Annotated in this window: 23 protein-coding genes and 1 riboswitch; of the genes, 12 read left to right on the top strand and 11 right to left on the bottom strand. The window is 72.9% G+C overall.

Annotated elements, in window-relative coordinates:
* Positions 1-44: 44 nt before the first annotated feature.
* Positions 45-470 carry a RidA family protein gene (locus tag ACZ6NC_RS07360; RefSeq protein ID WP_465729890.1) on the top strand — a complete coding sequence of 142 codons (426 nt, stop codon included), beginning with the start codon at positions 45-47 and terminating at the stop codon, positions 468-470.
* A 109-nt stretch (positions 471-579) separates the two neighbouring features.
* On the opposite strand, the gene ACZ6NC_RS07355 is transcribed toward ACZ6NC_RS07360, so the two are convergent.
* Complete coding sequence (locus tag ACZ6NC_RS07355; RefSeq protein ID WP_465729888.1) at positions 580-1,818, bottom strand: MFS transporter; 1,239 nt, start codon at positions 1,816-1,818, stop codon at positions 580-582.
* Between the two features lie 194 nt (positions 1,819-2,012).
* Here ACZ6NC_RS07355 and ACZ6NC_RS07350 point away from each other — a divergent pair, with 194 nt between their 5' ends.
* A complete protein-coding gene (locus tag ACZ6NC_RS07350) occupies positions 2,013-2,732 on the top strand; it encodes a DUF2470 domain-containing protein (protein WP_465729886.1) in 720 nt (239 codons plus the stop codon).
* 421 nt (positions 2,733-3,153) lie between these two features.
* On the opposite strand, the gene ACZ6NC_RS07345 is transcribed toward ACZ6NC_RS07350, so the two are convergent.
* The gene (locus ACZ6NC_RS07345; RefSeq protein ID WP_465729884.1) at positions 3,154-4,182 is read right to left on the bottom strand and encodes a M23 family metallopeptidase; all 1,029 of its coding nucleotides are present in this window, start codon (positions 4,180-4,182) and stop codon (positions 3,154-3,156) included.
* A gap of 3 nt (positions 4,183-4,185) precedes the next feature.
* Positions 4,186-4,345, bottom strand: a riboswitch (cyclic di-AMP (ydaO/yuaA leader).
* A 311-nt stretch (positions 4,346-4,656) separates the two neighbouring features.
* Between ACZ6NC_RS07345 and ACZ6NC_RS07340 the strand changes: the two genes are divergently transcribed.
* Positions 4,657-6,210: an MFS transporter gene (locus ACZ6NC_RS07340; protein WP_465729882.1), complete on the top strand. Its 1,554-nt coding sequence runs from the start codon at positions 4,657-4,659 to the stop codon at positions 6,208-6,210.
* Between the two features lie 57 nt (positions 6,211-6,267).
* Here ACZ6NC_RS07340 and purB read toward each other — a convergent pair whose 3' ends face one another.
* From purB to ACZ6NC_RS07320, 4 genes are all read right to left on the bottom strand, one after another.
* A complete protein-coding gene (purB, locus tag ACZ6NC_RS07335; RefSeq protein ID WP_465729880.1) occupies positions 6,268-7,698 on the bottom strand; it encodes an adenylosuccinate lyase in 1,431 nt (476 codons plus the stop codon).
* A 172-nt stretch (positions 7,699-7,870) separates the two neighbouring features.
* Positions 7,871-8,326 (bottom strand): MarR family winged helix-turn-helix transcriptional regulator, encoded by a 456-nt coding sequence (locus ACZ6NC_RS07330; RefSeq protein WP_465729878.1) that lies wholly within the window; start codon positions 8,324-8,326, stop codon positions 7,871-7,873.
* Between the two features lie 84 nt (positions 8,327-8,410).
* Positions 8,411-8,830 (bottom strand): DUF3037 domain-containing protein, encoded by a 420-nt coding sequence (locus ACZ6NC_RS07325; RefSeq protein WP_465729876.1) that lies wholly within the window; start codon positions 8,828-8,830, stop codon positions 8,411-8,413.
* The gene (locus tag ACZ6NC_RS07320) at positions 8,827-9,582 is read right to left on the bottom strand and encodes a HipA family kinase (RefSeq protein WP_465729874.1); all 756 of its coding nucleotides are present in this window, start codon (positions 9,580-9,582) and stop codon (positions 8,827-8,829) included. The genes ACZ6NC_RS07325 and ACZ6NC_RS07320 overlap by 4 nt, the downstream gene beginning before the upstream one ends.
* A gap of 278 nt (positions 9,583-9,860) precedes the next feature.
* Between ACZ6NC_RS07320 and ACZ6NC_RS07315 the strand changes: the two genes are divergently transcribed.
* On the top strand, positions 9,861-11,219 hold the full coding sequence (locus ACZ6NC_RS07315; protein ID WP_465729872.1) for an NAD(P)/FAD-dependent oxidoreductase: 1,359 nt from the start codon (positions 9,861-9,863) through the stop codon (positions 11,217-11,219).
* 134 nt (positions 11,220-11,353) lie between these two features.
* On the opposite strand, the gene ACZ6NC_RS07310 is transcribed toward ACZ6NC_RS07315, so the two are convergent.
* A complete protein-coding gene (locus tag ACZ6NC_RS07310; protein ID WP_465729870.1) occupies positions 11,354-12,544 on the bottom strand; it encodes a GDSL-type esterase/lipase family protein in 1,191 nt (396 codons plus the stop codon).
* Between the two features lie 156 nt (positions 12,545-12,700).
* Positions 12,701-14,038 (bottom strand): aminotransferase class I/II-fold pyridoxal phosphate-dependent enzyme, encoded by a 1,338-nt coding sequence (locus ACZ6NC_RS07305; protein ID WP_465729868.1) that lies wholly within the window; start codon positions 14,036-14,038, stop codon positions 12,701-12,703.
* A 34-nt stretch (positions 14,039-14,072) separates the two neighbouring features.
* Between ACZ6NC_RS07305 and ACZ6NC_RS07300 the strand changes: the two genes are divergently transcribed.
* The 6 genes from ACZ6NC_RS07300 (at position 14,073) to ACZ6NC_RS07275 (ending at position 19,318) form a co-directional block, all read left to right on the top strand.
* Positions 14,073-14,735: a pyridoxamine 5'-phosphate oxidase family protein gene (locus ACZ6NC_RS07300; RefSeq protein WP_465729866.1), complete on the top strand. Its 663-nt coding sequence runs from the start codon at positions 14,073-14,075 to the stop codon at positions 14,733-14,735.
* A 13-nt stretch (positions 14,736-14,748) separates the two neighbouring features.
* Positions 14,749-15,381 (top strand): FMN-binding negative transcriptional regulator, encoded by a 633-nt coding sequence (locus ACZ6NC_RS07295; RefSeq protein ID WP_465729864.1) that lies wholly within the window; start codon positions 14,749-14,751, stop codon positions 15,379-15,381.
* Positions 15,382-15,499: 118 nt separating this feature from the next.
* On the top strand, positions 15,500-16,912 hold the full coding sequence (locus ACZ6NC_RS07290; protein WP_465729862.1) for a sugar porter family MFS transporter: 1,413 nt from the start codon (positions 15,500-15,502) through the stop codon (positions 16,910-16,912).
* A gap of 63 nt (positions 16,913-16,975) precedes the next feature.
* Positions 16,976-17,677: a dienelactone hydrolase family protein gene (locus ACZ6NC_RS07285; RefSeq protein ID WP_465729860.1), complete on the top strand. Its 702-nt coding sequence runs from the start codon at positions 16,976-16,978 to the stop codon at positions 17,675-17,677.
* A gap of 62 nt (positions 17,678-17,739) precedes the next feature.
* A complete protein-coding gene (locus tag ACZ6NC_RS07280) occupies positions 17,740-19,014 on the top strand; it encodes an MFS transporter (RefSeq protein ID WP_465729858.1) in 1,275 nt (424 codons plus the stop codon).
* 88 nt (positions 19,015-19,102) lie between these two features.
* Positions 19,103-19,318, top strand: a complete 216-nt coding sequence (locus ACZ6NC_RS07275; protein ID WP_465729856.1) for a hypothetical protein — start codon at positions 19,103-19,105, stop codon at positions 19,316-19,318.
* Here the strand turns inward: ACZ6NC_RS07275 and ACZ6NC_RS07270 are convergent.
* Both ACZ6NC_RS07270 and ACZ6NC_RS07265 read right to left on the bottom strand, forming a co-directional pair.
* Entirely contained in the window at positions 19,296-20,084 is a 789-nt protein-coding gene (locus tag ACZ6NC_RS07270) for a CPBP family intramembrane glutamic endopeptidase (RefSeq protein ID WP_465729854.1), read from the bottom strand. The two genes, ACZ6NC_RS07275 and ACZ6NC_RS07270, sit on opposite strands and share 23 nt — an antisense overlap.
* A gap of 101 nt (positions 20,085-20,185) precedes the next feature.
* Complete coding sequence (locus ACZ6NC_RS07265) at positions 20,186-21,691, bottom strand: glutamate-cysteine ligase family protein (RefSeq protein ID WP_465729852.1); 1,506 nt, start codon at positions 21,689-21,691, stop codon at positions 20,186-20,188.
* Positions 21,692-22,058: 367 nt separating this feature from the next.
* Between ACZ6NC_RS07265 and ACZ6NC_RS07260 the strand changes: the two genes are divergently transcribed.
* Together ACZ6NC_RS07260 and ACZ6NC_RS07255 are read left to right on the top strand one after the other, a co-directional pair.
* Positions 22,059-22,631 (top strand): hypothetical protein, encoded by a 573-nt coding sequence (locus ACZ6NC_RS07260; RefSeq protein ID WP_465729850.1) that lies wholly within the window; start codon positions 22,059-22,061, stop codon positions 22,629-22,631.
* A gap of 381 nt (positions 22,632-23,012) precedes the next feature.
* Entirely contained in the window at positions 23,013-23,204 is a 192-nt protein-coding gene (locus tag ACZ6NC_RS07255; protein ID WP_148641485.1) for a DUF5999 family protein, read from the top strand.
* 119 nt (positions 23,205-23,323) lie between these two features.
* On the opposite strand, the gene gcvP is transcribed toward ACZ6NC_RS07255, so the two are convergent.
* On the bottom strand, positions 23,324-26,224 hold the full coding sequence (gcvP, locus tag ACZ6NC_RS07250) for an aminomethyl-transferring glycine dehydrogenase (protein ID WP_465729848.1): 2,901 nt from the start codon (positions 26,222-26,224) through the stop codon (positions 23,324-23,326).
* Positions 26,225-26,396: the final 172 nt, after the last annotated feature.

The raw sequence follows: 26,396 nt of genomic DNA, 5'->3' as shown, positions 1-26,396 counted from the left end.
CACCTCGCCGACAGGCCGACCACCCGCTCCGACAAAGGAAACCCATGAGCGAGCACCCCTCCGTCCACGACAAGACCGAGATCCGCACCGACGGCGCCCCCGCCCCGGCCTGGATGTTCTCCCAGGGCGTCCGCAAGGGCCCGATCCTCCAGGTCTCCGGCCAGGGCCCGCAGGACCCGGCCACCGGCGAGTACCTGTACCACGGCGACGTGAAGGCGCAGACGCGCCGGACGCTGGAGAACGTCAAGGCGATCGTCGAGGCCGGCGGCGCCACCGTCGAGGACGTGGTGATGTTCCGCGTCTACCTCACCAAGCGGGCCGACTTCCCGCTGATGAACGAGGTCTACGCCGAGTTCATCGAGGAGAACATCAAGCCGGGCGGCGTGAAGCCCTGCCGCACCACGATCTTCGTCGAGCTGCCGCAGGAGCCGATGCTGGTCGAGATCGACGCGCAGGCCGTGATCGGCTGACCGTCCCCACACGCGAAGGGCCCGGACGACCGACCGTCCGGGCCCTTCCGCACCACACACCAGGCCACCGCTCACGGTGTTGCCGCTCACGGTGCCACGGCGCGCCGTGTCACCGCCCCGCGGTGACCGTCTCCTCGGCGGTCGCGCCACCACGCGCCACGACCTTGCCGCCGACGCCGCCGACGCCGGCCCCGCCGCGCCCGCCGGCCTTGCGCTCCAGCGCGCCGGAGAACAGCGCGACGCCCAGGGCGAGGGCCGCCATCAGCCCGCCCACCCAGTTCGGCGCGTCGTAGCCGAGCCCGGCCGAGATGACCAGCCCGCCGAGCCAGGCGGCGAGCGCGTTGCCCAGGTTGAAGGCCGCGATGTTGGCCGCCGAGGCCAGCGTGGGCGCGCCCGCTGCCTGGTCCATCACCCGCTTCTGCAGCGGCGCGACGGTCGCGAAGCCGAACACCCCGATCAGCGGGATGGCCACGATCGCGCCCACCTTGCTGTGCGCGGCGAAGGTGAAGGCGAAGAGCAGCACCGCCAGCACCGCGAGGATCACGTACAGGCTGCGCATCAGCGCGCGGTCGGCGAACCAGCCGCCGAGCAGGTTGCCGATGAAGAGGCCGACGCCGAACAGGAAGAGCAGCCAGGTGACGCTGGAGTCGGCGAAGCCCGCCATCTCGGTCATCATCGGCGTGATGTAGGTGAACATCGCGAAGATGCCGCCCCAGCCGAGCACCGTCATGCTGAGCGCTAGCCAGATCTGCGGCTTGCGGAAGACGGCCAGTTCGGGGCCGAGCCGGGTGTCCTCGGCGCGCGGCTGGACGGGCACCAGCGCGGCGATCCCGGCGAAGCCGATCGCGCCGAGCCCCGCGACCACGTAGAAGGTGGAGCGCCAGCCGAAGTGCTGGCCGAGCAGGGTGCCCATCGGGACACCGAGCACGTTGGCGGCGGTGAGCCCGGTGAACATCAGGGCGATGGCGCCGGCCCGCTTGTGCGGGGCGACCAGGTCGGCGGCGACCACCGAGCCGATGCCGAAGAAGGCACCGTGCGCGAAGGCCGCGAGCACCCGGCCGACGAGCAGCAGCCCGAAGGCGGGGGCGACGGCGGAGACCAGGTTGCCGGCGATGAACAGGCCCATCAGCATCAGCAGCATCCCCTTGCGGGGAACGCGCGTGCCGAGGACGGTGAGCAGCGGCCCGCCGACCACCACGCCGAGCGCGTAGCCGGAGATGAGCAGGCCGGCGGTGGGGATGGAGACCGAGAAGTCGCCGGCGACCTCGGGCAGCAGGCCCATGATCACGAACTCGGTGGTACCGATGCCGAAGGCACTGATCGCCAGCGCCAGGAGCGCGAGGGGCATGAGGGAACCGCTTTCCGGAGCATGCAAAGAACATTGCGTGTGCAACTACCAGCGTCGACAATACGGCCGTTCGCCGGGTACTTGCAAGCGCGGCCTATCCCTGCATGCACACTCACCTCGAAGCCACCCCGCCCGCCTTGCCCTCGCCTGGCAAACTCATTAGGTTAGGCTCACCTAACCAACCGGAGGTCGCCATGAGCCCCAGCCCCACCGACGTCGAGGTGTCCGAACCCACCGCCGCCGAACGGGTCTGCAGCCTGCTCGGCGCCACCTCCTCGGTGGTGATCCGCGCCTGCGGCGAGCATCACGACCTCGACACCCCGGTCGTGGTGCACGGCTCCCGGCTGCGCCTGAGCGCACCGCTCGACTCGCCGCTCACCCTCGCCGTGACCGGCGAACCGGACGGTCTCGCCGTCGCCCTGGACCTCACCGACATCGCGCCGGTCGCCGTCCGCGACCGGGTCCGCGGCCGCCTCACCCTGGCCGGCCGGCTCCACCTCGCCCACCTCGCCGACGACGGCATCAGTGTCCACCTGCACCTGGACGTCGCCCACGCCGTCCTCGCCACCCCGTACGGCACCAGCGCGCTCACCGGCGCCGATCTCGCCCTCGCCACACCCGACCCGCTCGCTCCGTACGAGGCCGGCCTGCTCACCCACCTCGCCGACGACCACCCCGACGCGCTCGCCGTGCTCACCCGGCTGATCGACCCCCACCTCCTCACCGGGCGACCGGAGATCCGCCCGCTCGCGCTCGACCGGTACGGCCTGGTGCTCCGCCTGGACCACCCGCACGGCCACCGCGATGTCCGTCTGGTCTTCCCCGAACCCGCTCACGACGCCGACGAGTTCGGCCACCGGGTGCACCAGCTGCTGACCGCCGCCCACAGCGGACTGCCCGCCCACCGGTTCTGACCGGACGGACGGGCAGCACGAACTGACCTTCGGGCCACACCAACCTGACGGCCGATCAGGCTGCCACGGGAATCGGCGACCTGATCAGTCGAACGAAAACGGCCGTGACCCCGGTCCGGAATACCCGGCCACCGCCCATCCCCGACGCCGGTCCGAAGACCGCCGAAAACCGCCGGAAACCGCCGGAAACCCGGCCGGCACCGGACCGGAAACCCGGCCGGAAATCGGACCGGAGACCCTCCCGGAAACAACAGCGGCCGGCCCGGCTCGCGAAGTAGCTTCGCGAGCCGGGCCGGCCTGGGCGTGTCCCGCGCCCGTTGTTCCGCCGGAGGTGCGGCGATCACCCGGTCGAGCGGTCACCCGACATGACCATCCCGGGAGGTCGTACGCCCCGCACCTTGCGGTGGTCTCTGCCCGAAGGTCAGATGGAGACGCCGTGCGCCCGCAGGTAGGCGATCGGGTCGATGTCCGAGCCGTACTCCGAGCCGGTGCGGATCTCGAAGTGCAGGTGCGGGCCGGTCACGTTGCCGGTCGCACCGGAGAGGCCGATCTGCTGGCCGACGGTGACGGTCTGACCGATCTTCACGCCGATCGAGGACAGGTGCGCGTACTGGGCGTACTTGCCGTCGGCGAGCTTGATCTCGACCTCGTTGCCGTAGGCGCCGCCGTTGCCGGCCTTCACCACGGTGCCGGCCGCAATGGCGCGCAGCGGGGTGCCGGTGGAGGCGACGAAGTCGGCACCGGTGTGGTGGCCCGAGGCCCACATCGAGCCGGCCACGCCGTAGGCGGTGCCGAGCTTCGGGTTGGCGAGGGGGGCGACGTAACCGGAGGTGCTGGCCACCGCGGCCGGGGCCGGGGTGGTGGCCGGGGCGGCCGGCTTGGCAGCGGCGGGCGCCGGCTTGGTGGCCGGGGCCTGCGCGGGCTTCGCGGCCTGGACCGGCTTCGGGGCGGCGGCGTGGGCGGCCGGCTTCGCGGAGTCCTGCGAGGCGGACTTGGCGGGGGCGGCCGGCTTGGCGGCCTCGGCGGCGGCCGGAGCGGCGGCGGCCTTGGTGCCCAGCGCGAGCTGCTGGCCCGGGAAGATCAGGTTCGGGTTGCTGCCGACGACCGAGCGGTTGTGGTCGTACAGCGCCTGCCAGCCACCCTCGACCTGCTTGGCGTTGGCGATCTTCGACAGGGAGTCCCCGCCGACGACCTTGTAGCTCTCCTCGGCCGGGGCGGCGGCCGGCTTGGCGGCCTCGGCGGCCGGCTGCGCGGCGGCGGCCGGGGCGGCGTCGACGCTGGTGGCGCCGGTCCAGGTGCTGGTCTGCGCGGGCTTCGCGGCCGGGGCGGTGTGGGCCTGCGCGCTGATGGTGGTCACCAGCGGAAGGGCGAACGCGGCGCCGGTGACGGCGGTGGCGATGCCGATGCGGGCGGCGCGGGGCAGGGCGATACGACGAGCATGTGCGGGCATGGGGAATTTCCTCTCCGACGCCTGCGAGGTGAGCTGTCGGGTTCGGGCTGGAGTTGCCCGGCCGCATGTGCGGCTTCACCCCAAGCCGGACCGTGAATTCCGGTCCGGCGACTTACCTTTGGGTCCCCCGCTCCTGCCGAACAGAGTTCAGTTCGTACCACCGGGCAGCGGCAGGACTAGGCGTTCCACCCGGTGGCCACCCGGGCCAACGCCGGGCGGTCGCTGAACTAAAACCCATCCATCCGGGTGAAGCAATGTCGATCTCTTGAACCGGAAACAAAAGCCGGGAAGACGGTGACACTCCGAATGATCGGCTGCACAGTATGTGCACAATCGATTCACCGCGCGCCACTGATCCACGACGCTCCGCCGATTTCGGTGCCCGTCCGCATGTGATCGGCTACGGAAAGCCATTCGCCGACACACCCCCGGTGAGCCTTGTCACGTCGCCCCCCGGGGGCGGACGATCAGGCCGTGACCACCTCCGAGGCCGGCACCCTGCGTCTGGGCACCGCGCAGGGCCGCTGGGTACTACTGGCGACGGTGCTCGGCTCCAGCATGGCGATGCTCGACAGCACGGTGGTGAACGTCGCCCTGCCCCGGATCGGCACCGATCTCGGCGCCCCGCTCGCCGCCCTGCAGTGGACGCTCAACGCCTATCTGCTCACCCTGGCCGGGCTGATCCTGCTCGGCGGCGCGCTCGGGGACCGCTACGGCCGGCGCCGGGTCTTCCTGCTCGGCGTGATCTGGTTCGCCGTCGCCTCGGCCGCGTGTGCCGCCGCGCCCACCATCGAGGTGCTGATCGCCGCCCGCGCGGTCCAGGGCATCGGCGGGGCGCTGCTCACCCCCGGCTCACTGGCGATGCTTCAGGCCGTCTACCACCCGGACGACCGCTCGGCGGCGGTCGGCCTCTGGTCGGGCCTGGGTGGGGTGGCGGCCGCGGTCGGCCCCTTCCTCGGCGGCTGGCTGGTGGACGGCCCCGGCTGGCGGTGGATCTTCCTGCTGAACGTCCCGCTGGCCGTGGTGGTCGTGGCCGTGGCCTCCCGGCACGTGCCGGAGAGCCGGGACGAGAGCGCGACCGGCCGGTTCGACGTGCTCGGCGCGGCGCTGGCCGCGCTGGCCCTGGGCTCCGTCACCTATGCCCTGACCGCGGCCGGCGACGGGCTGACCCCCGGGGTCTGGCTGACCGGCGCGGCCGGGCTGCTGCTGGGCGCGGCCTTCATCGTGGTCGAGCGCCGCACCCAGGAGCCGATGCTGCCGCTCGGCCTCTTCTCCTCCCGGCTGTTCACCGCGGTGAACCTGGTCACCCTCTGCGTCTACGCCGCCTTCAGCGGGGTGTTCTTCCTGCTGGTCGTGCAGCTGCAGATCGTCTCCGGTTTCTCCCCGCTGGTCTCCGGGCTGGCCCTGGTGCCGATCACCGTGCTGATGCTGGCGTTCTCCGCCCGGGCCGGCCGGCTCGGCAAGCGGATCGGCCCACGGCTGCCGCTCACCGTGGGCCCGCTGCTCTGCGCGGTCGGCGTCCTGCTGATGCTGCGGATCGGCGCGGGGGCCTCGTACTGGACGGACGTGCTGCCGGCCGTCACCGTGATGGGCTGCGGGATGGTGCTGCTGGTCGCACCGCTGACCGCGACCGTGCTGGCGGCGGTGGAGGTCCGGCACGCGGGCATCGCCAGCGGCGTCAACAACGCCGCCGCCCGCGCGGCCGGTCTGCTCGCGGTCGCCGCGCTGCCCGCACTCGCCGGGCTCAGCGGCGACGCCTACCAGGTGCCGTCCTCGGTGGACTCCGCCTTCCGGACGGCGATGCTGATCTGCGCCGGGCTGCTGGTCACGGGCGGACTCATCGCGTTCACGACCGTCCGGGGCAACGTCCTCGCCGCCGAGGACCACCCGGTGGCCGAGCCGGACTGCCGCTACTCCTGCGGCACCAACGGCCCGCCGCTCGACCCGGGCCACCTCCCCGCCGGAACCGCCTCTGGAACGACGTCCGCCCCGCGGGCCCCCGGAACGCCCGAGGGCCCCGCCACCTGACCGGCAGCGGAGCCCTCGTATGCCTGGGAGTCGTCTGAGCAGTCGCCCGAGGAACCGTCAGAGGATGTCGCCGGGAGCGTACTTGGCGGCCTCCGGGTAGGCGGCCGCAACGGCCTCGACCTGGCGGACGACCTCGGCGACCTGCGCACCGGCCGCGCCGGTGAAGGAGAGCCGGTCGGCCAGCAGCGCGTCCAGCGCGGCCCGGTCCAGCGGCATCCGCTCGTCGTCGGCGAGCCGGTCCAGCAGCTCGTTCTCCCGGGCGCCGGCCCGCATCGCCAGTGCCGAGGCGACGGCGTGCTCCTTGATGACCTCGTGCCCGGTCTCCCGGCCGACGCCCGCGCGCACCGCGCCCATCAGCACCTTGGTGGTGGCCAGGAACGGCAGGTAGCGGTCGAGCTCGGCCTCGATCACGGCGGGGAAGGCGCCGAACTCGTCGAGGACGGTCAGGAAGGTCTCCAGCAGGCCGTCGAAAGCGAAGAACGCGTCCGGCAGCGCGACCCGGCGGACCACCGAGCAGGAGACGTCACCCTCGTTCCACTGGTCGCCGCCCAGCTCGGCGGTCATCGACGCGTAGCCGCGCAGGATGACAGCCAGGCCGTTGACGCGCTCGCAGGAGCGGGTGTTCATCTTGTGCGGCATCGCGGAGGAGCCGACCTGGCCCTCCTTGAACCCCTCGGTGACCAGCTCGTGGCCGGCCATCAGGCGGATCGTCTTGGCCAGGCTGGACGGCGCGGCGGAGAGCTGGACGAGCGCGGTCAGCACCTCGAAGTCCAGCGAGCGCGGGTAGACCTGGCCGACGGAGGTGAGCACGTTGTCGAAGCCCAGGTGGCCGGCCACCCGGCGCTCCAGCTCGGCGAGCTTGTCGGTGTCACCGCCGAGCAGGTCCAGCATGTCCTGAGCGGTGCCGACCGGGCCCTTGATCCCGCGCAGCGGGTAGCGGGCGATCAGCTCCTCCAGGCGGCGGAAGGCGACCAGCAGCTCGTCGGCGACGGTCGCGAAGCGCTTGCCCAGCGTGGTCGCCTGCGCGGCGACGTTGTGCGAACGGCCGGCCATGACCAGCTCGGTGTACTGGGCGGAGAGCCGGCCCAGGCGCACCAGCACGGCGACCGTGCGGTCGCGCACGTGCTCCAGCGACTGGCGGATCTGCAGCTGCTCGACGTTCTCGGTCAGATCCCGGGAGGTCATGCCCTTGTGGATCTGCTCGTGGCCGGCGAGCTCGCTGAACTCCTCGATCCGGGCCTTCACGTCGTGGCGGGTGACCCGCTCACGGGCGGCGATCGAGCCGAGGTCGACCTGGTCGATCACCCGCTCGTAGTCGGCGACGGCGCCCGCGGGCACCTCGACGCCGAGGTCCTGCTGGGCCTTCAGGACGGCGAGCCACAGGTGGCGCTCGAGGACCACCTTGTGCTCGGGGGACCAGAGCTGGGCCAGGGTCGCCGAGGCGTACCGGGAGGCCAGGACATTGGGGATCTGGGGCTTCGCGCTCACGCTTCGCAAGCCTAACAGCCGAGGTCAGCCGGAACGCCGCCGGACCGGGCAGACGGCCACGGCCGGTACGCGGCCCGGACACCCGGGCTGCCCGGACACCTGGGATGCCCGGACACCCGGGCTGCCCGGACGCCCGGGCTGGTCGGGCACCCGGGCCACGCGGAGGCCCGGCCTACTGAGCGCCGGCCACCCGGCCGGTCAGCACCGGCAGCACCTGGGCGCAGATCGAGTGCAGCGACACCCGCTGCTCGTCCGTCATCGCCTCGAAGGCCTGGTGGGTGCGGCTCATCTCGGCGCGGATCAGGCCCAGGATCTCCCGGCCCTGCTCGGTGATCACGACGATCTTGACCCGCCGGTCGCCGGCCGCCGCCTCACGGTTGGCCAGGCCCAGCGACTCCAGCCGGTCGACGATCCCGGTCACGTTGGAGGCGTCACAGCCGAGCCGCCCGGCGAGCGCCCGCATCGGCACCGGCTCCTGCACCGCGCCGAGCGCCTTCGCCTGCGAGGAGGAGAGCCCGTGCCGGGCCGCCGCAGCGGCGAAGTCCTGGAAGTAGGCGGCGCCGACCGCGGCCAACGCCTCCATCAACTCGGCGTTGGTCGGTACGGTCGTCGTCGCTGTCGAACCCATGGGGCCAGCGTACGGCCGAGTGCTTCAGCAACTCAAGCTTTGACCACGGCAAAGGTCCTCGATCCAACCGCCCGCACGACAGCCTCAGAGCACCAGCTGGTCGAAGAGCCGCCGCAGCTCCGCCTCCGGGTCCGCGGTCAGCCCGGTGTGCACCGGCCCCGGCTGGACGATCGCGCTGCGCGGCGCCGTCAGCCAGCGGAACCGCTGCCCGGGGCTGTCCGACGCCGCCGGACCGGCCGGCGGCCCGCCCGCGCAGACCGCCTCGATCCCGTGCAGCGCCCGCCGCACCCCGGCGACGTCCGCCACCGGGTCCAGCGCCAGCAGCCGGGCCTGGTCCAGGTGCGTCCGCGCCGCCAGGTGCGCGCTCTGCCGGCAGTACAGCAGCACGCCGACGTTGATGCACTCCCCGCGCTCCACCCGGGGCACCGCCCGGACCACCGCGTACTCGTAGTCGTGCAGCTCGGCGACGGCCGGCAGGGCAGCCGGCGGCACGGGCTCGGTCATGCGGACACCTCCGGCAGCCAGTCGCGCGGACCGGCCAGTCGCTCGGTCAGCTGGGCGCGGTACGCGGCGCGCACCGCCTCGGGCGAGTCGAAGCCCGGCTCGTCCGTCAGCCAGACGTCGGGGATCCGCGCCACCGCCGCCTCGATCGCCGCCTCCGCGAGCGGGGCGAGCGCCTTGTCCGCCGCCACCAGGTCAGGTTCGGCGCGCAGCAGTGCATGGTCGGAGGCGTCGTAAGGACGGCGGACCCACCCGGCGGCGCCGGCCCAGTGGTGATGGAAGATCAGGCTGGCGCCGTGGTCGATCAGTCGCAGGCCGCCGGTGGCGACCAGCAGGTTGGGGTTGCGCCACGAGCGGTCCACATTGCCGATCAGCGCGTCGAACCAGAGCACCTGCCCGGCCAGCCCGGCGTCCACCTCGAAGCAGAGCGGGTCGAAGTTGAGCGCGCCGCTGACGAAGGCCATGCCCAGGTTGAGACCGCCGCTGGCCCGCATCTGGTCCTGGATCTGCGGGTCCGGCTCGCTGCGGGCGAGCACCGGATCGAGGTCGACGGTGACCAACTCCGGCACCGGCAGGCCGAGCCGGCGGCCGAGTTCCCCCGCCAGCACCTCCGCCACCAGCGCCTTGCGGCCCTGCGCCGCGCCGACCCATTTCAGCGCGTACAGCCGCCGGTCGTCGGCCTCGACCAGGCCCGGCATCGAGCCGCCTTCTCGCAGTGGGGTCACATAACGGACCGCCGTCACCTCGGGGAGCACGCCGGACAGCCTATCGGGCATATGCGCGACCCGGGCCCTCCCAACCCACCTCCACCCACCGCGCCGCTCCCTCCGCCCATCTCCTGCCCTATTCCCTGGAAGTCCCACCACCCGGCCCACCCCAACCGGAGCCCCCGCCCCCACCCCCGGAGGTCCCACCACCCCCGCCTCCACCATCCGCGCCGCCCCGGTGGCACCCCGCCCTGCTCCGTGCGAGTGTGGCGGGCAGTAGTGGCCTCGGACCCCGCGCGGTACGACCTGCACTGTAAGGATGAGCGATGGAACGACCTCGGATCCTGATCGTGGGCGGCGGCTTCGCCGGACTGGAGTGCGCTCGCCGCCTCGAACGCAAGCTCTCGCCCTCGGAGGCGGAGATCTCGCTGGTCACGCCGTTCAGCTATCAGCTCTATCTTCCGCTGCTGCCGCACGTCGCGGCCGGGGTGCTCACCCCGCAGTCGGTCGCGGTCTCGCTCCGCCGGTCGCTGCGCCGTACCCACATCGTCCCGGGCGGCGCGATCGGTGTGGACCCGCGCTCCAAGGTCTGCGTGGTCCGCAAGATCACCGACGAGGTGGTCGCGCAGAGGTACGACTACCTGGTGCTCGCCCCCGGAAGTGTCACCCGCACCTTCGACATCCCGGGCCTCACCGACTACGCCCGCGGCATGAAGACGCTCGCCGAGGCGACCTACGTCCGCGACCACGTGATCGCCCAACTCGACCTCGCCTCGGCCACCCTGGACCAGAAGGAGCGCGAGTCCCGGCTCCAGTTCGTGGTGGTCGGCGGCGGCTACGCGGGCACCGAGACGGCGGCCTGCCTCCAGCGTCTGACCACCGCGGCCGCCCAGCGCTACCCGCGGCTGGACGCCCGGCAGATCAAGTGGCACCTGATCGACATCGCCCCGAAGCTGATGCCCGAACTGGGCGACGCCCTCGGCACGGCCGCGCTGGAGGTGCTCCGCGAGCGCGGCATCGAGGTCTCGCTCGGCGTCTCGGTGGCCGAAGTCGGCGCCGAGTCGGTCAAGTTCACCGACGGCCGGGTCCTCCCCTGCCGCACGCTGATCTGGACGGCGGGTGTCGCGGCCAGCCCGCTGATCGGCACCCTGGACGCGGAGACCGTCCGCGGCCGGATCGCGGTGACCGCCGAGATGCGGGTGCCGCAGTTCGAGGGTGTGTTCGCGCTGGGCGACGCGGCGGCGGTGCCGGACCTCGCCAAGGGCGACGGCGCGGTCTGCCCGCCGACCGCCCAGCACTCGGCCCGCCAGGGCAGGGTGGTGGCGAACAACGTGATCGCCGCCCTGCGCAACCAGCCGCTGGAGCCCTACTACCACAAGGACTTGGGCCTGGTGGTGGACCTCGGCGGCAAGGACGCGGTCTCCAAGCCGGTCGGTGTCGAGCTGCGCGGCGTCCCCGCCCAGCTGGTGGCGCGCGGCTACCACCTGATGGCGATGCGCACCAACGCGGCCAAGTTCCGGGTCGGCGCCAACTGGCTGCTCAACGCGACCGCCGGCGACGACTTCGTCCGGACCGGCTTCCTGGCCCGCCAGCCCGCCCGGCTTCGCGACTTCGAGTACACCGACGCCTACTTGACGAAGGATCAGGTCAGGGCGCACGCCCAGGCCCTGCTCGCCAAGGGCTGACCCCGCAGCCGCGAGCCCGGCTCAGGGGTCCGACTCAGCGGACCCGGCTCAGCGGACCCGGCTCAAGGGGCCCGGAAAGTGCCCCCTTCCTCCCGGCAGCCGGGAGGAAGGGGGCACCGCCCATTCCGCGTACGCTACTTCGCGGTCAGGTACATCCCGCTCGCGTCCTGCCCCGCGGTGTTGCGGCACGCGTAGTTGCCGCTCGGCCTCGCGTACAGCAGGGTCAGGCACTGGCCGAGGGCCTGCTGGCCGTAGTAGTTGGGGTGCATCGACTCCTGCACGGTGCCCTGCGAGGAGTTGAGCCCGCCGTCGACGAACCGCGCCCACTCGCTGGTGGTGGCGGACGGCGCGGTGGTCGAGGTCGCCTGCCGGGTCGCCTTGGAGCAGACCTCGCGGCCCTGCAGCATGTCGCCGAGGTCCAGGAACTGCGCGCCCTTCGAGGCCGCGACGCCGGCGAGTGCCCGGGAGATCTGCGGCACCAGCGAGTCCCGCGCCCAGTCGGCGTCCCCGTTCCAGAACGGGCAGCCGCCGGTGTCGGAGCGGGACCAGCCGCTCTCCGGGTAGCGCATCTCCGCGCTGCGCGGGATCGGCGAGGGGTAGGACTGCAGCACGATCCGGTAGTCCCCGGCCCCGTAGCCGGCGCCGGACATCACGGCCCGGATCTCGTCCAGTGCCTTGCCGACGCCGGCCATCGCGCCGGGCATCCGGGAGTCGATCGCGCTCTGCTGGTCGTCGTTGCAGTAGGAGTACCAGACCAGGTAGTCCTTGACGCAGGTCTCGATCACGTCGGAGAAGCCGAGGTCGTTGCCGCCGATCGAGAGCGTGATCAGCTTGACGTTGTACTGGCTTGCCACGGCGGCGAGCTGGTCGGCCTGCGGGGCCTCGCCCTTGAACGACTGGCCGCCGTTGGCGGCACGGTAGACGTTGGCGGCGACGGCGCCGGAACAGGCCAGGTTGAGCTGGGTCTGCGCGATGCCCGGGGCGCTGCGGACCTCGGAGACGTCCGAGCGGTCGCACCCGCTCTCGTAGGTCGCGCCGTACACCCGGCTCGGGTCGTACGCGCTGCCGGTCCAGGCCCGGTCGGTTCCGGCCCGACTTCCGCTGGTGACAACGGAGTTGCCCTTCCAGCGGCCGGCCTCACCGGAGATGTAGCTGTCGCCCAGGGTGACGCTGGCGGTCGCACCGGAAGGAACGGCGGCCCGGGCGGGTGCGGCGGCGACGGCGACCAGGCCGGCCGCGGTGAGCGGAAGGGTGAGAACGGCGGCGAGCAGCCGCCGCTTGAGGCGGGTGGTTCTGCGGATGATGCTCGAACAGCTTTCGGGCACGGCGGAACTCCTGCGGTCGGTCTCGCCCGCGGTGTGGGGGCGGGGAGACGCGTAGGTGAGGGTAGGCCGCCGGCCGGTGGCGCGATGAAGATGACATGCCCGCGCTTGTTACCGCTAGGTATCTGCACGAGGTTTCTCGCTGTGTTACCGGGCGGTTCAGATCAGTCGCGAGACGGCACCGTCCGTTCCCAGTACGGCCGCCAGATCGTCGGCCAGCCGCCGAGCGTCCGCGGGGTCCAGCTCCGCGACGGTGATCCGCAGGCCGGGCGGGGACTCCAGGCGGAAGCGCGCGCCGGGCGCCGCGACCCAGCCGCGCTGCACCAACGCGCCCAGCACGGTGGTCTCGTCCGGCACCGGTACCCAGACGTTGAGCCCGCTCGCACCGTGCGCCTCGATGCCGCGCGCGGCCAGCTCGCCGATCAGCGCGTCCCGCCGGGCCCGGTAGGCGGCGGCCACCCGCGCGGCCGGCGCGGCGTCGGTGCGCCACAGTTCGGCGACGGTGCTCTGCAGCAGGTGGCTGACCCAGCCGGCGCCGAGCCGCTGGCGCCCCAGCACCCGCCCGATGGTCTCCGCGTCCCCGACCGCGACCGAGAGCCGCAGGTCCGGCCCGTACGCCTTGGCCGCCGAGCGCACCACCGCCCAGTGCTCCGACCCGGCACCGGCCAGCGGGTGGTACGGCTGGTCGACGATGCCGTGGCCGTGGTCGTCCTCGATCAGCAGGACGCCGGGGTGCTCGGCCAGTACCGCGCGCAGTTCCTGCGCCCGCTCGGCGGTGAGCACGGCGCCGGTCGGGTTCTGCGCCCGGCTGGTGACGACCACCGCGCGGGCGCCGTCCGCCAGCACCCGGGCGAGCGCGTCGGGCAGCGGGCCGGCATCGTCCAGCGGCATCGGGGCGGCGCGCAGCCCGAGCGCCGGCAGCAGGTCCAGCAGGCTCCCCCAGCCCGGGTCCTCGACCGCGACGACGTCGCCGGGGCGCAGCCGGGTGACGAGGATCCGCTCGATGGTGTCGAGCGAGCCGGATGCGATGGCGATCGGCCCGGCGGGCAGGCCGTCGGCGCGGAAGCCCTCGGCGGCCAGCGCGAGCAGCCCGGGGTCGGCGGAGGCGCGGCCGTAGCGGACCGGGTCGCGGCGGGCGGCCTCGGCGGCGGCGGCGAGGGCCGGGGTGAGGTCGGGCAGCTGGGCCGGGTCGGGGTTGCCGTTGGAGAGGTCCCGGGCGTGCGGCGGGACGGGCATCCGGATCTGGTCGCGCGGGGTGGTGGCGGGCCGCGGGCGGATCCGGCTGCCCCTGCGGCCGGCGGTCTCGATGACGCCGCGGTCGCGGAGCAGCCGGTAGGCGGCGGCGACGGTGTTGGGGTTGACGCCGAGTTCGGCGGCCAGGTCGCGCAGCGGGGGCAGTGGGGTCCCCGGTGCGAGCCGTCCGGCGCTGACACCCTGTTCGACGTCGGCCGCGATTTCGCTGGCGCGCCGCCCCTTGATCGGATAGTCTCCTAGCACAAAAGAGATTATGCACTAGTACATAGAGGTTGTCATGTCAGGCAGCGCCGCGTCCTACTCCCGCACCCCGCGCACCACCCCGACCCGCTACAAGGACCGCGCGACCTGGGAGCAGGACGCCATCCACGCCATTCTGGACAGCGGCTACCTCTGCCACCTCGGTTTCATAGCCGACGGCGCCCCCGTGGTGCTGCCGACCATCTACGCCCGGGTCGGCGACCGGCTCTACATCCACGGCTCCACCGGCAGCCGGCCGCTGCGCGGCGCCAAGGGCGACGAGGGTCTGCCGGTCTGCGTCACCGTCACCCAGGTCGACGGCCTGGTGCTGACCAAGTCCGCGTTCAACCACTCGATCAACTTCCGCTCGGTGGTCGCCCACGGCACCGCGCACCAGGTGACCGACCCCGAGGAGCTGTCGGTTGCACTGGACGCGCTGGTCGACCAGACCGTCCCCGGCCGCTCCGCCGAGGTCCGCCCGGCCAACGCCAAGGAGCTGGCCGCCACCGCCGTCATCCGCCTCGTCCTGGACGAGGTCTCCGCCAAGACCCGGGCCGACGGCGCCGACGACGACGAGGAGGACCTCGGCCTCCCGCACTGGGCCGGCGTGGTGCCGGTGACCACGGTGTACGGCACGCCCGAGCCGCACGAGTCCACCACCGTGCCGCTCCCCGCGCACCTGCGCGACTTCATCGGGTGACGGGGGCCCGCCGATGCTGATCAGGTCCTGGGACCGGGGCGACGAGGCCGAGTGGCAGGCCTGGCTCGCCGAGGGGCGCGACTTCGGCCTGCTCGCCGCCAACGGCCGCGCCGGCGAGGGCCCGGTGCTGGTCCCCACCCACTTCCTGCTGGACGCGGAGGCCGGCGAGATCCTGCTCCACCTCGCCGCGCCCAACCCGCTGCTCGCCGCCGTCCGCGCCGATCCCGCGGTCACCCTGGCGGTGACCGACGACTACGCCTTCGCCCCCGGCCACTGGCGCGGCGAGCCGGGCACGCCCACCAGCTACTACGCCTCGGTGCACTTCCTCTGCACGGCCTCGATCGTCGAGGATGCGGCCGGCAAGGCGGAGATCCTCAACCGCCAGCTGGCGCACTTCCAGCCGGAGACGCCGGACGTCCGGGTCGCCCCCGGCGACAGCCCGTTCGGCCGGCTCCTGCCGGGTCTGCGCGGGCTGCGGCTGACGGTCCGCGAGGTCCGGGCCAAGTTCAAGTACGACGACAAGAAGCCCGCCGACGAGCAGTACGCCCTCGCGGACCGGCTCGCGGAGCGCGGGCAGGGCCTGGACGCGGGCGTCCGCGCCCAGGTGCTCCGCCGCAACGCCCGCCGCGCGGGGTGGCGGCGCTGACGCGACGTCACCCGTTCGGGTGTCGGTGCCGGGCGGGTCACGACGGCCGCTGATCGAATGTGAGACGAGTCCTGCCCATTCGGCCGTGCCGGCGGGCCCGTCCACCCGGGGAGCGTGCGTGTCCACAACCCAGACCCGTCCGGCCGCCGGTGGGGCGCACCTCGGGCACGTCGTGTTCATCTCCGCGGCGGCCGCGATGGGCGGCTTCCTGTTCGGCTACGACAGTGCGGTGATCAACGGCGCGGTGACCGGCATCCAGAAGCACTTCGGGGTCGGCAACGGCGAGACGGCCTTCGTGGTGGCCATCGCGCTGCTCGGCTCGGCGGCCGGCGCGGTGGCCGCCGGCCGGCTCGCCGACCACCTGGGCCGGGTCCGGACGATGCTGCTGGCCGCCGTGCTGTTCGCGATCAGCGGCATCGGCTCGATGTTCCCGCCGACCATCCAGGTGCTGGCCACCTGGCGGGTGGTCGGCGGGGTCGCGATCGGCATCGCCTCGGTCATCGCGCCCACCTACATCGCCGAGGTCGCGCCCACCGCCTACCGCGGCCGGCTGGCCTCCTTCCAGCAGCTGGCGATCGTGCTCGGCATCACCGTCTCCCAGCTCGTCAACTGGGCGCTCAACCAGGCCGCCGGCGGCGAGTCGACCGGCCACCTCGGCGGCATCCAGGCCTGGCAGTGGATGCTCGGCGTGGAGACGATCCCGGCCCTGGTCTACGGGCTGATGGCGCTGGCCATCCCGGAGTCGCCGCGCTACCTGATCGCCGACCACCGCGAGGCGCAGGCCCGCAAGGTGCTGCTGGAGGTGGAGGGCGAGGGGGTGGACCTCGACGCCCGGGTGGCGGAGATCCGCTCCGTCCTGGAGTCCGCCCACAAGCCGCGGGCCAAGGACCTGCTGGGCGGCCGTTTCGGGCTGCTGCCGATCGTCTGGGTCGGTATCGGCGCCTCGGTGTTCCAGCAGTTCGTCGGCATCAACGTGATCTTCTACTACTCGTCCTTCCTCTGGCAGTCCGTCGGCATCAACGAGTCCAACTCGCTGCTGATCAGCCTCTCCACCTCGATCGTCAACGTGGTCGGCACGGTGGTCGCGATGGTGCTGGTCGACCGGATCGGCCGCAAGCCGCTCGCGCTGGCCGGCTCGGCCGGCATGGCGGCGGCCCTGTCCACCGCCGCCTGGGCGTTCTCCTACCGGCACGGCACCGGTGACACGGCCACCCTGGACGACACCCACGCCACCGTCGCACTGGTCGCGGCGCACGTCTTCGTGTTCTGCTTCGCGTTCTCCTGGGGTGTGGTGGTCTGGGTCCTGCTCGGCGAGATGTTCCCCAACCGGATCAGGGCGCTCGCCCTCTCCGTCGCCGCCTCGGCCCAGTGGATCGCCAACTGGGCGATCACCGTCAGCTTCCCCGACCTCGCCGACTGGAACCTGTCGGCGACGTACATCGGGTACGCCTTCTTCGCGCTGCTCTCCATCCCCTTCGTGGCCTTCTGCATCAAGGAGACCAAGGGCCGCGCCCTGGAGGAGATGGGCTGACCCCCCGTCCGCAGCACCGCTGTCCACGCCGCCGTGCGCGGCCCGTCCCACCGAGAGGAAGCCATGCCTGAGCAGGGCGGCTCCCGGCAGAACGTCACCTTCCCCGGCAACGGCCGCGAGGCCCACGGCTACCTGGCCCGGCCGCCGCAGGGAGTCGGCCCCGGGCTGGTGGTGGTCCAGGAGTGGTGGGGCCTCACCCCACACGTCGCGGCGATGGCCGACCGCTTCGCCGCGGAGGGCTTCACCGTCCTCGCGCCGGACCTCTTCGGCGGTACGACCACCCACGACGCCGCCGAGGCCGCCCGGCTCAAACGCGAGCTCCCGGTCGGGCAGGCCGTGGTGGACCTGCGCAGCGCGGTCGGGTTCCTGCTCGGGCTGGACGGCGTGGTCGGCGACGCGGTCGGGGTGGTCGGCTTCTGCATGGGCGGCGGCTTCGCCCTGGTGCTGGCCGCCGCCGAGGGCGACCGGGTGGCCGCGGTGGTCCCGTTCTACGGGCTGCCGCCCGACCCGGACTTCGACTACCGCGGCCTGACCGCCCACGTCCTCGGCCACTACGCCGAGCACGACCGCTCGATCCCGATGGCCGCCGTGGACGAGGCGGCCATCCGGATCGGCGAGGCCACCGACGTCCGCCCGGAGGTCCACTTCTATCCGGCCGGGCATGCCTTCATGAACGACGAGAACCTGCTCGGCACCTATGACGCGCTCCAGGCCCGGATCGCCTGGCGGCGGACGCTCAGCTTCCTCTGGGGACACCTCGGCTGACGGGAGCCGTAAGGGCCGAAACGCGCTGGACAGCTGACAGTTCCCCCGGCCATAGTCGCCAGGTGCAGAGCCAACCCCCACCCCGCCGACGCCGCTTCCCCTGGGCCGGCCGCAACTACCGCATCCAGACCGCCGCCACCGTGGTCAGCGGCCTCGGCAATGCCGGCGCCCCGATCGCCACCGCCTTCGCCGTCATGGAGAACGGCGGCTCCACCGCCGAGGTCGGCTATGTCACCGCCGCCCGGCTGGTCCCGGTGGTCCTGCTGCTGATGGTCGGCGGCGCGCTCGCCGACCGCCTGCCGCGCCACCACGTCATGGTCGCGGCCAACCTGTTCAGCGCCGTCTCCCAGGCCGTGCTGGCCGCCCTGGTGCTGGCCGGGGACGTCCGGCTCTGGCAGCTGATGCTGCTCTCCGCGGCGGGCGGCGCCGGCCACGCCTTCTACGCCCCCGCCTCCGAGGGCATGATCATGCAGAGCGTGGCCGCCGAGCACGCCGGCCGGGCCTTCTCGGTCTTCCGGATGGCGCTCAACTCCGCCCAGATCGGCGGCATGGCGCTCGGCGGCGCCCTCACCGCCGCCGTCGGCCCCGGCTGGGTGCTCGCGCTGGACGCCGGCTGCTTCCTGCTCGCCGCCTCGCTGCGCTTCTTCCTGGAGGCCGAGCCGGCCGCGCCCGCCGGGACCGGCGGCGGCATGCTACGCGACCTGCGCGAGGGCTGGCAGGAGTTCGCCTCCCGCCGCTGGCTCTGGGTGATCGTGCTCCAGTTCGCCGTGCTGATGGCCTGCATCACCGCGGTGGAGGCGGTGTACGGGCCGATCGTCGCCGAGCAGCGGCTCGGCGGGGCGCGCGACTGGGGCCTGGCGCTGGCCGCGCACGGCGTCGGTCTGGTGGTGTCCGGCCTGCTGATGGTCCGCTGGCAGCCGCGCCGGATCCTGCTGATCGGCAACTGGGGTGTCTTCCTCTTCGGCCTGCCCGCCCTGGCGCTCGCCCTGGCCGCGCCGTTGCCGGCCCTGGTGGTGGCGATGTTCCTGTCCGGCGCCGGGGTCACCGTCTTCGGCGTCAACTGGATGATCGCGCTCCAGCAGGAGATCCCGGCTGACGCGTTCTCCCGGGTCTCGGCGTACGACCACCTCGGCTCGCTCTCGCTGGCCCCGGTCGGCACCGCCCTGGCCGGCCCGGCCGCGGACGCGCTCGGCCTCTCCGGCGCGCTCTGGGCGTGTGCGGCGCTCTGCCTGTTGCTGAGCGCCGTCGTCCTGCTGGAACCCCAGGTCCGCCGCCTCTCCCGGCGCACCGCCGTCCAGCCGTCCGCACCGCTCGCGGAGCCCGCCCCCGCCCGCTGACCCCCGCGTGCGTCCTCCGGCGGGCAACCACGGGCGGGCGCCGCTCGTCCGACCAGGTGACGACGGAGTGATACCTGGGGGGCGCCCGATGCCTAAGCCGCTGCTGTTCCTGGACGTCGACGGCGTGCTCAACCCGGTCTGCCCCGGACCGGACGCCGACTTCGACGCGCACACCCTGCTCGGCTACACCGTGCTGCTCTCCGCCGGCCAGGGCCTGGAGCGCCGGCACGTCGACCGGCTGCTCGCCCGCCCGCCGCGCGCCCGCGCCGTCCGGCTGCCGGTCAGCCGGTGGGCAGCCAGCTGACGTGCCCGGCCAGCAGCGCGTACCCGACGAAGGCCACCGTGTCGATCAGCGCGTGCGCCACCACCAGCGGCATCACCCGGCCCCACCGCCGGTACAGCAGGCAGAACACCGCGCCCATCACCATGTTGCCGACCAGCCCGCCGACCCCCTGGTACAGGTGGTAGGAGCCCCGCAGCACCGAGCTGGCCGCCACCGTGGCCGGCCACGACCAGCCCAGCTGCCCGAGCCGGCGCAGCAGGTAGCCGAGGACGACGACCTCCTCCAGGATCGCGTTCTGCCAGGCGGAGGCGACCAGCACCGGGATCCGCCACCAGACGTCCGGCAGCCCGGACGGCGCCACCGTCAGGTTGTAACCGGCCGCCTGCGAGAGCAGGTAGAGCGCCAGCCCGGAGCCGCCGATCGCGGCGGCGACGGCGGCACCGCGGCCGAGGTCGCGCAGCTTCTGCCCGAGGTCGAAGCCGAGCACCCGCAGCGCGGTGCCCTCGCGCACCAGCAGGTAGCCGACCAGGACGACCGGCATCAGCCCGCGCCCGATGTAGTAGAGCTGCCAGGCGAGGTCGAGCCAGGGCCGGCCGGGGGCGCGCGAGGAGTTCAGGGTGGCGACCTGCTGGCCGAGGTTGAGCGTCTCGGTGAGCGATCCCGTGAAGCTGATCAGCGCGCCGACGCCACTGGCCCCGAGGGAGAGGCCGAGGACGGTCAGCAGCTCGACGCCAAGCAGCCGGCGCGTGGGCGTCGCGGTCTCCGGTGCGGTCGGGGCGGTGGTCACGGCGTGCTCCAGCGGTCCGGCATCGCTCCGGCCGTCGGCCGACCGCCGGAGCGATCATCCTTCCACAGGAGGGGCGCCGGGCCCTCTCGTAGGGCCAAGCCCTAGCCCACCGGCCAGGTGTGCACGGGCTCGCCGCCACGCATGTACTCGATGTACCGCCGGGTCATCGCCGCCAGCGCCGCCGGCCGGTCCATCCCGAACTGCTCGCGCAGCCGGTGGAAGGTGGCGCTCTGCCAGGAGGCGCCGTTGACCCGGCGCAGGCAGCGCTGTTCGATGATGCCGAGGTAGCGGTCCCGGTCGGCGGGCTCCACGCCCCACTCGTCCAGCCCCTGGTGGGCCATCGGCAGCAGCTCGTTCATGATCAGGTCGACGGCGGGAACGGTGGTGAGCCCACCCCCGCGCCCGGCCCGTCCGTGCCGCGGCCACTGGAAGACCGCGTCGATGCCGTACCGGGCGGCCTGCCGGAAGTTCTCGTCGGCCCGCTCGAACGGCAGCCTCGTCCAGATCGGCCGCGGCTGTTCGGCCAGCACCCGCACCAGGCCGTAGTAGAACGCCGCGTTGGCCAGCGTGTCGGCGACGGTCGGCCCGGCCGGCAGCGCGCGGTTCTCCACCCGCAGGTGCGGCACGCCGTCGCTGACGTCGTACACCGGCCGGTTCCAGCGGTAGATGGTGCCGTTGTGCAGCCGCATCTCGGCGAGCCGCGGCACGCCCCCGGAGGCGAGCGTCTTGACCGGGTCCTCGTCGTCGCAGATCGGCAGCAGCGCCGGGAAGTACCGCAGGTTCTCCTCGAACAGGTCGTACGCCGAGTCCACCCAGCGCTCGCCGAACCACGTGATCGGGCGCACGCCCTGGGCCTTGAGCTCCGCCGAACGGGTGTCACACGCCTGCTGGAAGAGCACCGGCCTGGTCTCCCGCCAGAGCTCCCGCCCGAACAGGAACGGCGAGTTGGCGCCGAGCGCGAGCTGCGGGCCGCAGATCGCCTGGGCGGCGTTCCAGACCGAGGAGAACCGCTCGGGGGTGACTTGGAGGTGCAACTGCAACGAGGTCGCGGCGGCCTCGGCGACCATGGTGATCGACTCCAGCTGGAGGCGCTCGACGCCCTCGATGTCCAGCGTGATGTCCTCGCCGCGGGCGGCCAGGATCTGGTCGCTGAGCAGGCTGTACCGCTGATTGTGGGACATCGCGTCCAACCCGGTGTGGTCGTGCTCCAGGGTCGGCAGGATGCCCACCATGACGATCCGCGCGCCGGCCTCGGCGGCCCTGCGGTCGGCGTAGCGCAGCCCGGTGTCGATCTCCTCGCGCAGCTCCTCGAAGACGTGGCCGCAGAGCCGGTGCGGGGTGATGTTGACCTCGATGTTGAACTGCCCCAGCTCGGTCTGGAAGTCGCTGGAGCCGATCGCGCTGAGCACCTGGGCGTTGCGCATCACCGGCAGGCCCTGCTCGTCGGCGAGGTTGAGCTCGATCTCCAGGCCCATCACCGCCCGGGGCCGGTCGAAGCGGTTCTCGCGCAGCATCCGTCCGAGCGCGTCGAGGCAGGACTGGAGCTTGCGGCGGTACAGCTGCCGGTCTGACAGGTCCGCGCGTGTCGCCACGACCTTCTCGCCCATGATCCCCTCCTCCTGAGCCGCCCGGCCGAGCGACCGTGCATGCATCATGCCCACCCCGAAGATCGATACCCGATTGCTTCGAACGGCTTGCAATGCAAGGAAACTGACGGTCTTTCAGCACATCCGCCGACTTGCCCGGCGCCACCGCCTGTGATAAACAGGTCACCCTGCGCACCTGTTCGATAGAATTCGCACTGCGCCCAGGCCGGACCACTGCCGCTCCGCAACCCTCGTCGACGGCAGCGGCCGTACCAGCACCGCGATCATGCACAACCGGACATGGCCAGGTCCCGTCACCGACGACACACCGCGCCATGCCGGTATGCCGCACTCGCACGCCGATCTCGCACGGAGAGGCGACCCCGCCATGACTCTGCAGACCCCCCAGCCCCCGCCCAGTGCCCTGCGCGCGGTCCTCGCCGCGCTCGACTCGGAGGACGCGCTGCGCCAGCCCGCCGCCGCAGCGCTGCGTCATCCGGCCGGACCGCTGCTCCCCGCGCACCCGCTCGCGGTCCACGTCCTGGACGGGCCGCGCCCGGAGCTCACCGCCGCCCGGCGGACGGGCTGGCGCTTCCTGATCAAGGACGGCACCGAGGTGGCCGCCGCGGCCGAGGTGGTGCAGGGCGTCGAGGGCCACACCTTCTCCCACTTCACCGCCGGGCCCTACCTGGACTCCACCGTCCGGGCGCTGCGCCAGGCCTGGCAGCTCACCCAGACCTCACGGGCCCGCCGGCAGCCCCGGCTGCTGACCTTCCCGGGCCAGTACGCGACGGCGCTCTGGCTGCACAGCCCGGACGCCGAACCGGGGGCGGACCTTCTGATCCCGCTGGCACCGGCTCCGCTCGGGGTCACCGCGCACCGCGCCTACCCGGCCGCCGACCTGCTGCCGGTGCTGGCCCGGGCGCCGCTGGGCCGGCCGCTGCTGCTCGGCTCCCCCTGAGCCTGCCCCTCCCCGCCAGCCCCTCCCCCGCCGGCCGGCTCCGCACCGGCCCCACCGTGCCCGCCCCACCCGGACGGGCCATCGGGCATGGCCCCAAAAGGCCAGCCATCCGATGGCCCGTCCGGGGGCTTTTTCGGGTCGCAGCCACCTGAACGGGTGATCTCTGCCCCCGGGTTGTGGCGCATGTCACCAAATTGCTGCGCGATCGTCCCGGGATGCCGACACTGGGAACCAGCGTGGAAGGACCACCTGTCCTACCCACTTGAGCGCCGGCCTACACCTGTCCGGCGCCGGACAGGATCCGACTACCGCGGCGGCTCCCGACGGGCATCCGGCGGCGCCGCATCACGGGGAGGATCGCAGAGCGAAGCGAGGGTACGTATGTGCCAGCACCGTCCTGAGTGCCCGTCGGCCGAGTCCGAGGACCGCGAGGCGGCCGTACCGGTGGCCTGCCACCCGGAGCAGGGTTGGAGCCTGCTCTGCAACGGCGTCCTGCTCTTCGAGGACACCGGCGAACTGCTGCCCGACGGCCGGGTGATCGCCCCGCGCCGCCCTGTCGCCCACGCGGCCTGACCCGCCGCCGGCGGGGGCAGCCGCCGACCGACGCAGAACAACGGGCAGGGCCCCGGCGGAACTCCTCCCAACCAAAGGCTGGGGGAGTTCCGCCGGGGCCCTGCCGTACCTCTCCTCGCTCAGTTGCCGTACTCGTCCAGCGGCGGGCAGGAGCAGACCAGGTTGCGGTCGCCGTACGCGCCGTCGATACGGCTGACCGGGGGCCAGTACTTGTCCGACGGGTTCACACCCGCCGGGAAGACGGCCTCCTGCCGCGAGTAGCCGTGCGCCCAGTCGCCGGCCAGCGTGGCGGCGGTGTGCGGGGCGTTGCGCAGCGGGTTGTCCTCGGCCGCCCACTCGCCCGAGCCGACCTTGTCGATCTCGGCCCGGATCTCGATCATCGCGTCGCAGAACCGGTCGATCTCGTGCAGGTCCTCGGACTCGGTCGGCTCGATCATCAGGGTGCCGGCCACCGGGAAGGACATCGTCGGCGCGTGGAACCCGTAGTCGATCAGGCGCTTGGCGATGTCGTCCACCGTCACGCCCGTCTCCTTGGTGAGCGGGCGCAGGTCGATGATGCACTCGTGCGCGACCAGGCCGCCGGGGCCGGTGTAGAGCACCGGGAAGTGCGGGGCCAGGCGCTTGGCGATGTAGTTGGCGTTCAGCACCGCCACCTGGGTGGCGCGCTTGAGGCCCTCGCCGCCCATCAGCCGGACGTACGCCCAGGAGATCGGCAGGATCGCCGCCGAGCCCCACGGCGCGGCCGAGATCGGGCCGACGCCGGTGGCCGGGCCGGCCTCGGCCTGCAGCGGGTGGTTCGGCAGGTACGGCGCGAGGTGCGCGCGGACCGCGACCGGGCCGACGCCCGGGCCGCCGCCGCCGTGCGGGATGCAGAAGGTCTTGTGCAGGTTCAGGTGCGAGACGTCCGCGCCGAACTTGCCCGGCTTGGCGAGGCCGACCAGGGCGTTCAGGTTGGCGCCGTCCACGTACACCTGGCCGCCGGCCTCGTGCACGGCCGCGCAGATGTCGGTGATCTCGGTCTCGTACACGCCGTGGGTGGACGGGTAGGTGACCATCAGCACCGAGAGCTGGTCGCGGTGCTGCGCGATCTTGGCCTTCAGGTCGTCCACGTCGACGTCGCCGTCGACCAGGGTCTTCACCACGACCACGCGCATGCCGGCCATCACGGCGGAGGCCGCGTTGGTGCCGTGCGCGGAGGACGGGATCAGGCAGACGTCACGCTGGGTGTCGCCGTTGGCGTGGTGGTAGGCGCGGACGGCCAGCAGACCGGCCAGCTCGCCCTGGGAGCCGGCGTTCGGCTGGATCGAGACGGCGTCGTACCCGGTCACCTCGACCAGCTGGCGCTCCAGCTCGCGGATCAGGGTCAGGAAGCCCTGCGCCTGGTCGATCGGCGCGAACGGGTGCAGCTGGCCGAACTCGGGCCAGGTCACCGGCTCCATCTCGGTGGTCGCGTTGAGCTTCATGGTGCAGGAGCCCAGCGGGATCATGCCGCGGTCCAGCGCGTAGTCGCGGTCCGACAGGCGGCGCAGGTAGCGCAGCATGGCGGTCTCGGAGCGGTGGCTGTGGAAGACCGGGTGGGTCAGGTACTCGTCCTCGCGCAGCAGCGCGGCCGGCAGCGCGTCGGCGCTCTCGGCGGCCTCCACGCCCTCGACGCCGAACGCGGCCCAGACGCCCGCCAGGTGCTCGCGGGTGGTGGTCTCGTCGGTGGAGACCGAGATCCGGTCCTCGCCGTCCTGGTGGACGTTGATGCCGTGGGCGCGCGCGGCCTCGGCGATCGCGGCGGCGCGGCCGGGGACGACGGCGGTGACGGTGTCGAAGAACTCGCCGTGCAGCAGCTCGACGCCACCGGCCCGCAGGCCCTCGGCGAGGGCGGCGGCGTAGCGGTGGGTGCGGCGGGCGATGTCGGCCAGGCCGTCCGGGCCGTGGTAGACGGCGTACATCGAGGCCATCACGGCGAGCAGCACCTGGGCGGTGCAGATGTTGCTGGTGGCCTTCTCGCGGCGGATGTGCTGCTCGCGGGTCTGCAGCGCCAGGCGGTAGGCGCGGTTGCCGTCGGCGTCGACGGAGACGCCGACCAGGCGGCCGGGCAGCGAGCGGGCGTACTCGGCACGCACCGAGAGGTAGCCGGCGTGCGGGCCGCCGAAGCCCATCGGCACACCGAAGCGCTGCGAGGTGCCGCAGGCGATGTCGGCGCCGAGCGAGCCCGGGGACTTCAGCAGGGTGAGCGCCAGCAGGTCGGCGGCGACGGCGACGATCGCGCCGAGGCCGTGGGCCTGCTCGATGACGGGGGCGAGGTCGCGGACCACACCGGTGGCGCCCGGGTACTGCAGCAGCACACCGAAGACGCCGCGCTCGGCGATCTCGGCGGGGATGCCCGCGGAGAGGTCGGCGACGACGACCTCGACACCGGTCGGCTCGGCCCGGGTCTCGATCACCGCGATGGTCTGCGGCAGGGTCTCGACGTCGACCAGGAAGACACCGCCCTTGACCTTGGTGACGCGGCGGGCCAGCGCCATCGCCTCGGCGGCCGCGGTGCCCTCGTCCAGCAGCGAGGAGCCGGAGGTGGGCAGGCCGGTCAGGTCGGAGACCAGGGTCTGGAAGTTGAGCAGGGCCTCCAGGCGGCCCTGCGAGATCTCCGGCTGGTACGGCGTGTACGCGGTGTACCAGGCCGGGTTCTCCAGGACGTTGCGCAGGATCACCGGCGGGGTGAAGGTGCCGTAGTAGCCCAGGCCGATCATCGGCTGGAGCACCTGGTTGCGGCCTGCCAGCTCGCGCAGCTCGGCGAGGACCTGCGCCTCACTGCGGCCGGCGGGCAGGTCCAGGCCGGTGATGGAGCGGATCGCCTCGGGAACGGCGGTGGCGGCGAGCTCGTCCAGCGAGCCGTAACCGACCTGGGCCAGCATCTTCTCCTGCGCGGCGGCGTCGGGGCCGATGTGGCGGTTCTCGAAGGGGCTGGCCAGCTCAAGCTCGGTGAGGGTCGGGGCGCCGGTGGGGCGTCCCGCGTTCGGCTGGGCGTTCATGGTGGTCGAGGCCTCCTGGTCACGGACCGGCGGGGGTACGCACGCCGTGCGGCTCCGCCGCTGTGGACAACAGCGGACGAGCCTGGGCGGGCGGACCCGACAGGCCTCCCCCTCTGTCATCGGGACCTGAGAGCTTCACCCGCGCGGCACGCCATGGGCGCGCCGCCGGCTT

The sequence above is a fragment of the Kitasatospora sp. NPDC041988 genome, assembly GCF_055588525.1.
This window is presented reverse-complemented; position numbering and strand designations above follow the sequence as displayed.

Excerpts from the sequence above, each read along its gene's own strand:
- ACZ6NC_RS07360 (WP_465729890.1), top strand. The coding sequence starts at position 45 with ATGAGCGAGCACCCCTCCGTCCACGACAAGACCGAGATCCGCACCGAC.
- ACZ6NC_RS07355 (WP_465729888.1), bottom strand. The coding sequence starts at position 1,818 with ATGCCCCTCGCGCTCCTGGCGCTGGCGATCAGTGCCTTCGGCATCGGT.
- ACZ6NC_RS07350 (WP_465729886.1), top strand. The coding sequence starts at position 2,013 with ATGAGCCCCAGCCCCACCGACGTCGAGGTGTCCGAACCCACCGCCGCC.
- ACZ6NC_RS07345 (WP_465729884.1), bottom strand. The coding sequence starts at position 4,182 with ATGCCCGCACATGCTCGTCGTATCGCCCTGCCCCGCGCCGCCCGCATC.
- ACZ6NC_RS07330 (WP_465729878.1), bottom strand. The coding sequence starts at position 8,326 with ATGGGTTCGACAGCGACGACGACCGTACCGACCAACGCCGAGTTGATG.
- ACZ6NC_RS07325 (WP_465729876.1), bottom strand. The coding sequence starts at position 8,830 with ATGACCGAGCCCGTGCCGCCGGCTGCCCTGCCGGCCGTCGCCGAGCTG.
- ACZ6NC_RS07315 (WP_465729872.1), top strand. The coding sequence starts at position 9,861 with ATGGAACGACCTCGGATCCTGATCGTGGGCGGCGGCTTCGCCGGACTG.
- ACZ6NC_RS07300 (WP_465729866.1), top strand. The coding sequence starts at position 14,073 with ATGTCAGGCAGCGCCGCGTCCTACTCCCGCACCCCGCGCACCACCCCG.
- ACZ6NC_RS07295 (WP_465729864.1), top strand. The coding sequence starts at position 14,749 with ATGCTGATCAGGTCCTGGGACCGGGGCGACGAGGCCGAGTGGCAGGCC.
- ACZ6NC_RS07285 (WP_465729860.1), top strand. The coding sequence starts at position 16,976 with ATGCCTGAGCAGGGCGGCTCCCGGCAGAACGTCACCTTCCCCGGCAAC.
- ACZ6NC_RS07275 (WP_465729856.1), top strand. The coding sequence starts at position 19,103 with ATGCCTAAGCCGCTGCTGTTCCTGGACGTCGACGGCGTGCTCAACCCG.
- ACZ6NC_RS07265 (WP_465729852.1), bottom strand. The coding sequence starts at position 21,691 with ATGGGCGAGAAGGTCGTGGCGACACGCGCGGACCTGTCAGACCGGCAG.
- ACZ6NC_RS07260 (WP_465729850.1), top strand. The coding sequence starts at position 22,059 with ATGACTCTGCAGACCCCCCAGCCCCCGCCCAGTGCCCTGCGCGCGGTC.
- ACZ6NC_RS07255 (WP_148641485.1), top strand. The coding sequence starts at position 23,013 with ATGTGCCAGCACCGTCCTGAGTGCCCGTCGGCCGAGTCCGAGGACCGC.
- gcvP (WP_465729848.1), bottom strand. The coding sequence starts at position 26,224 with ATGAACGCCCAGCCGAACGCGGGACGCCCCACCGGCGCCCCGACCCTC.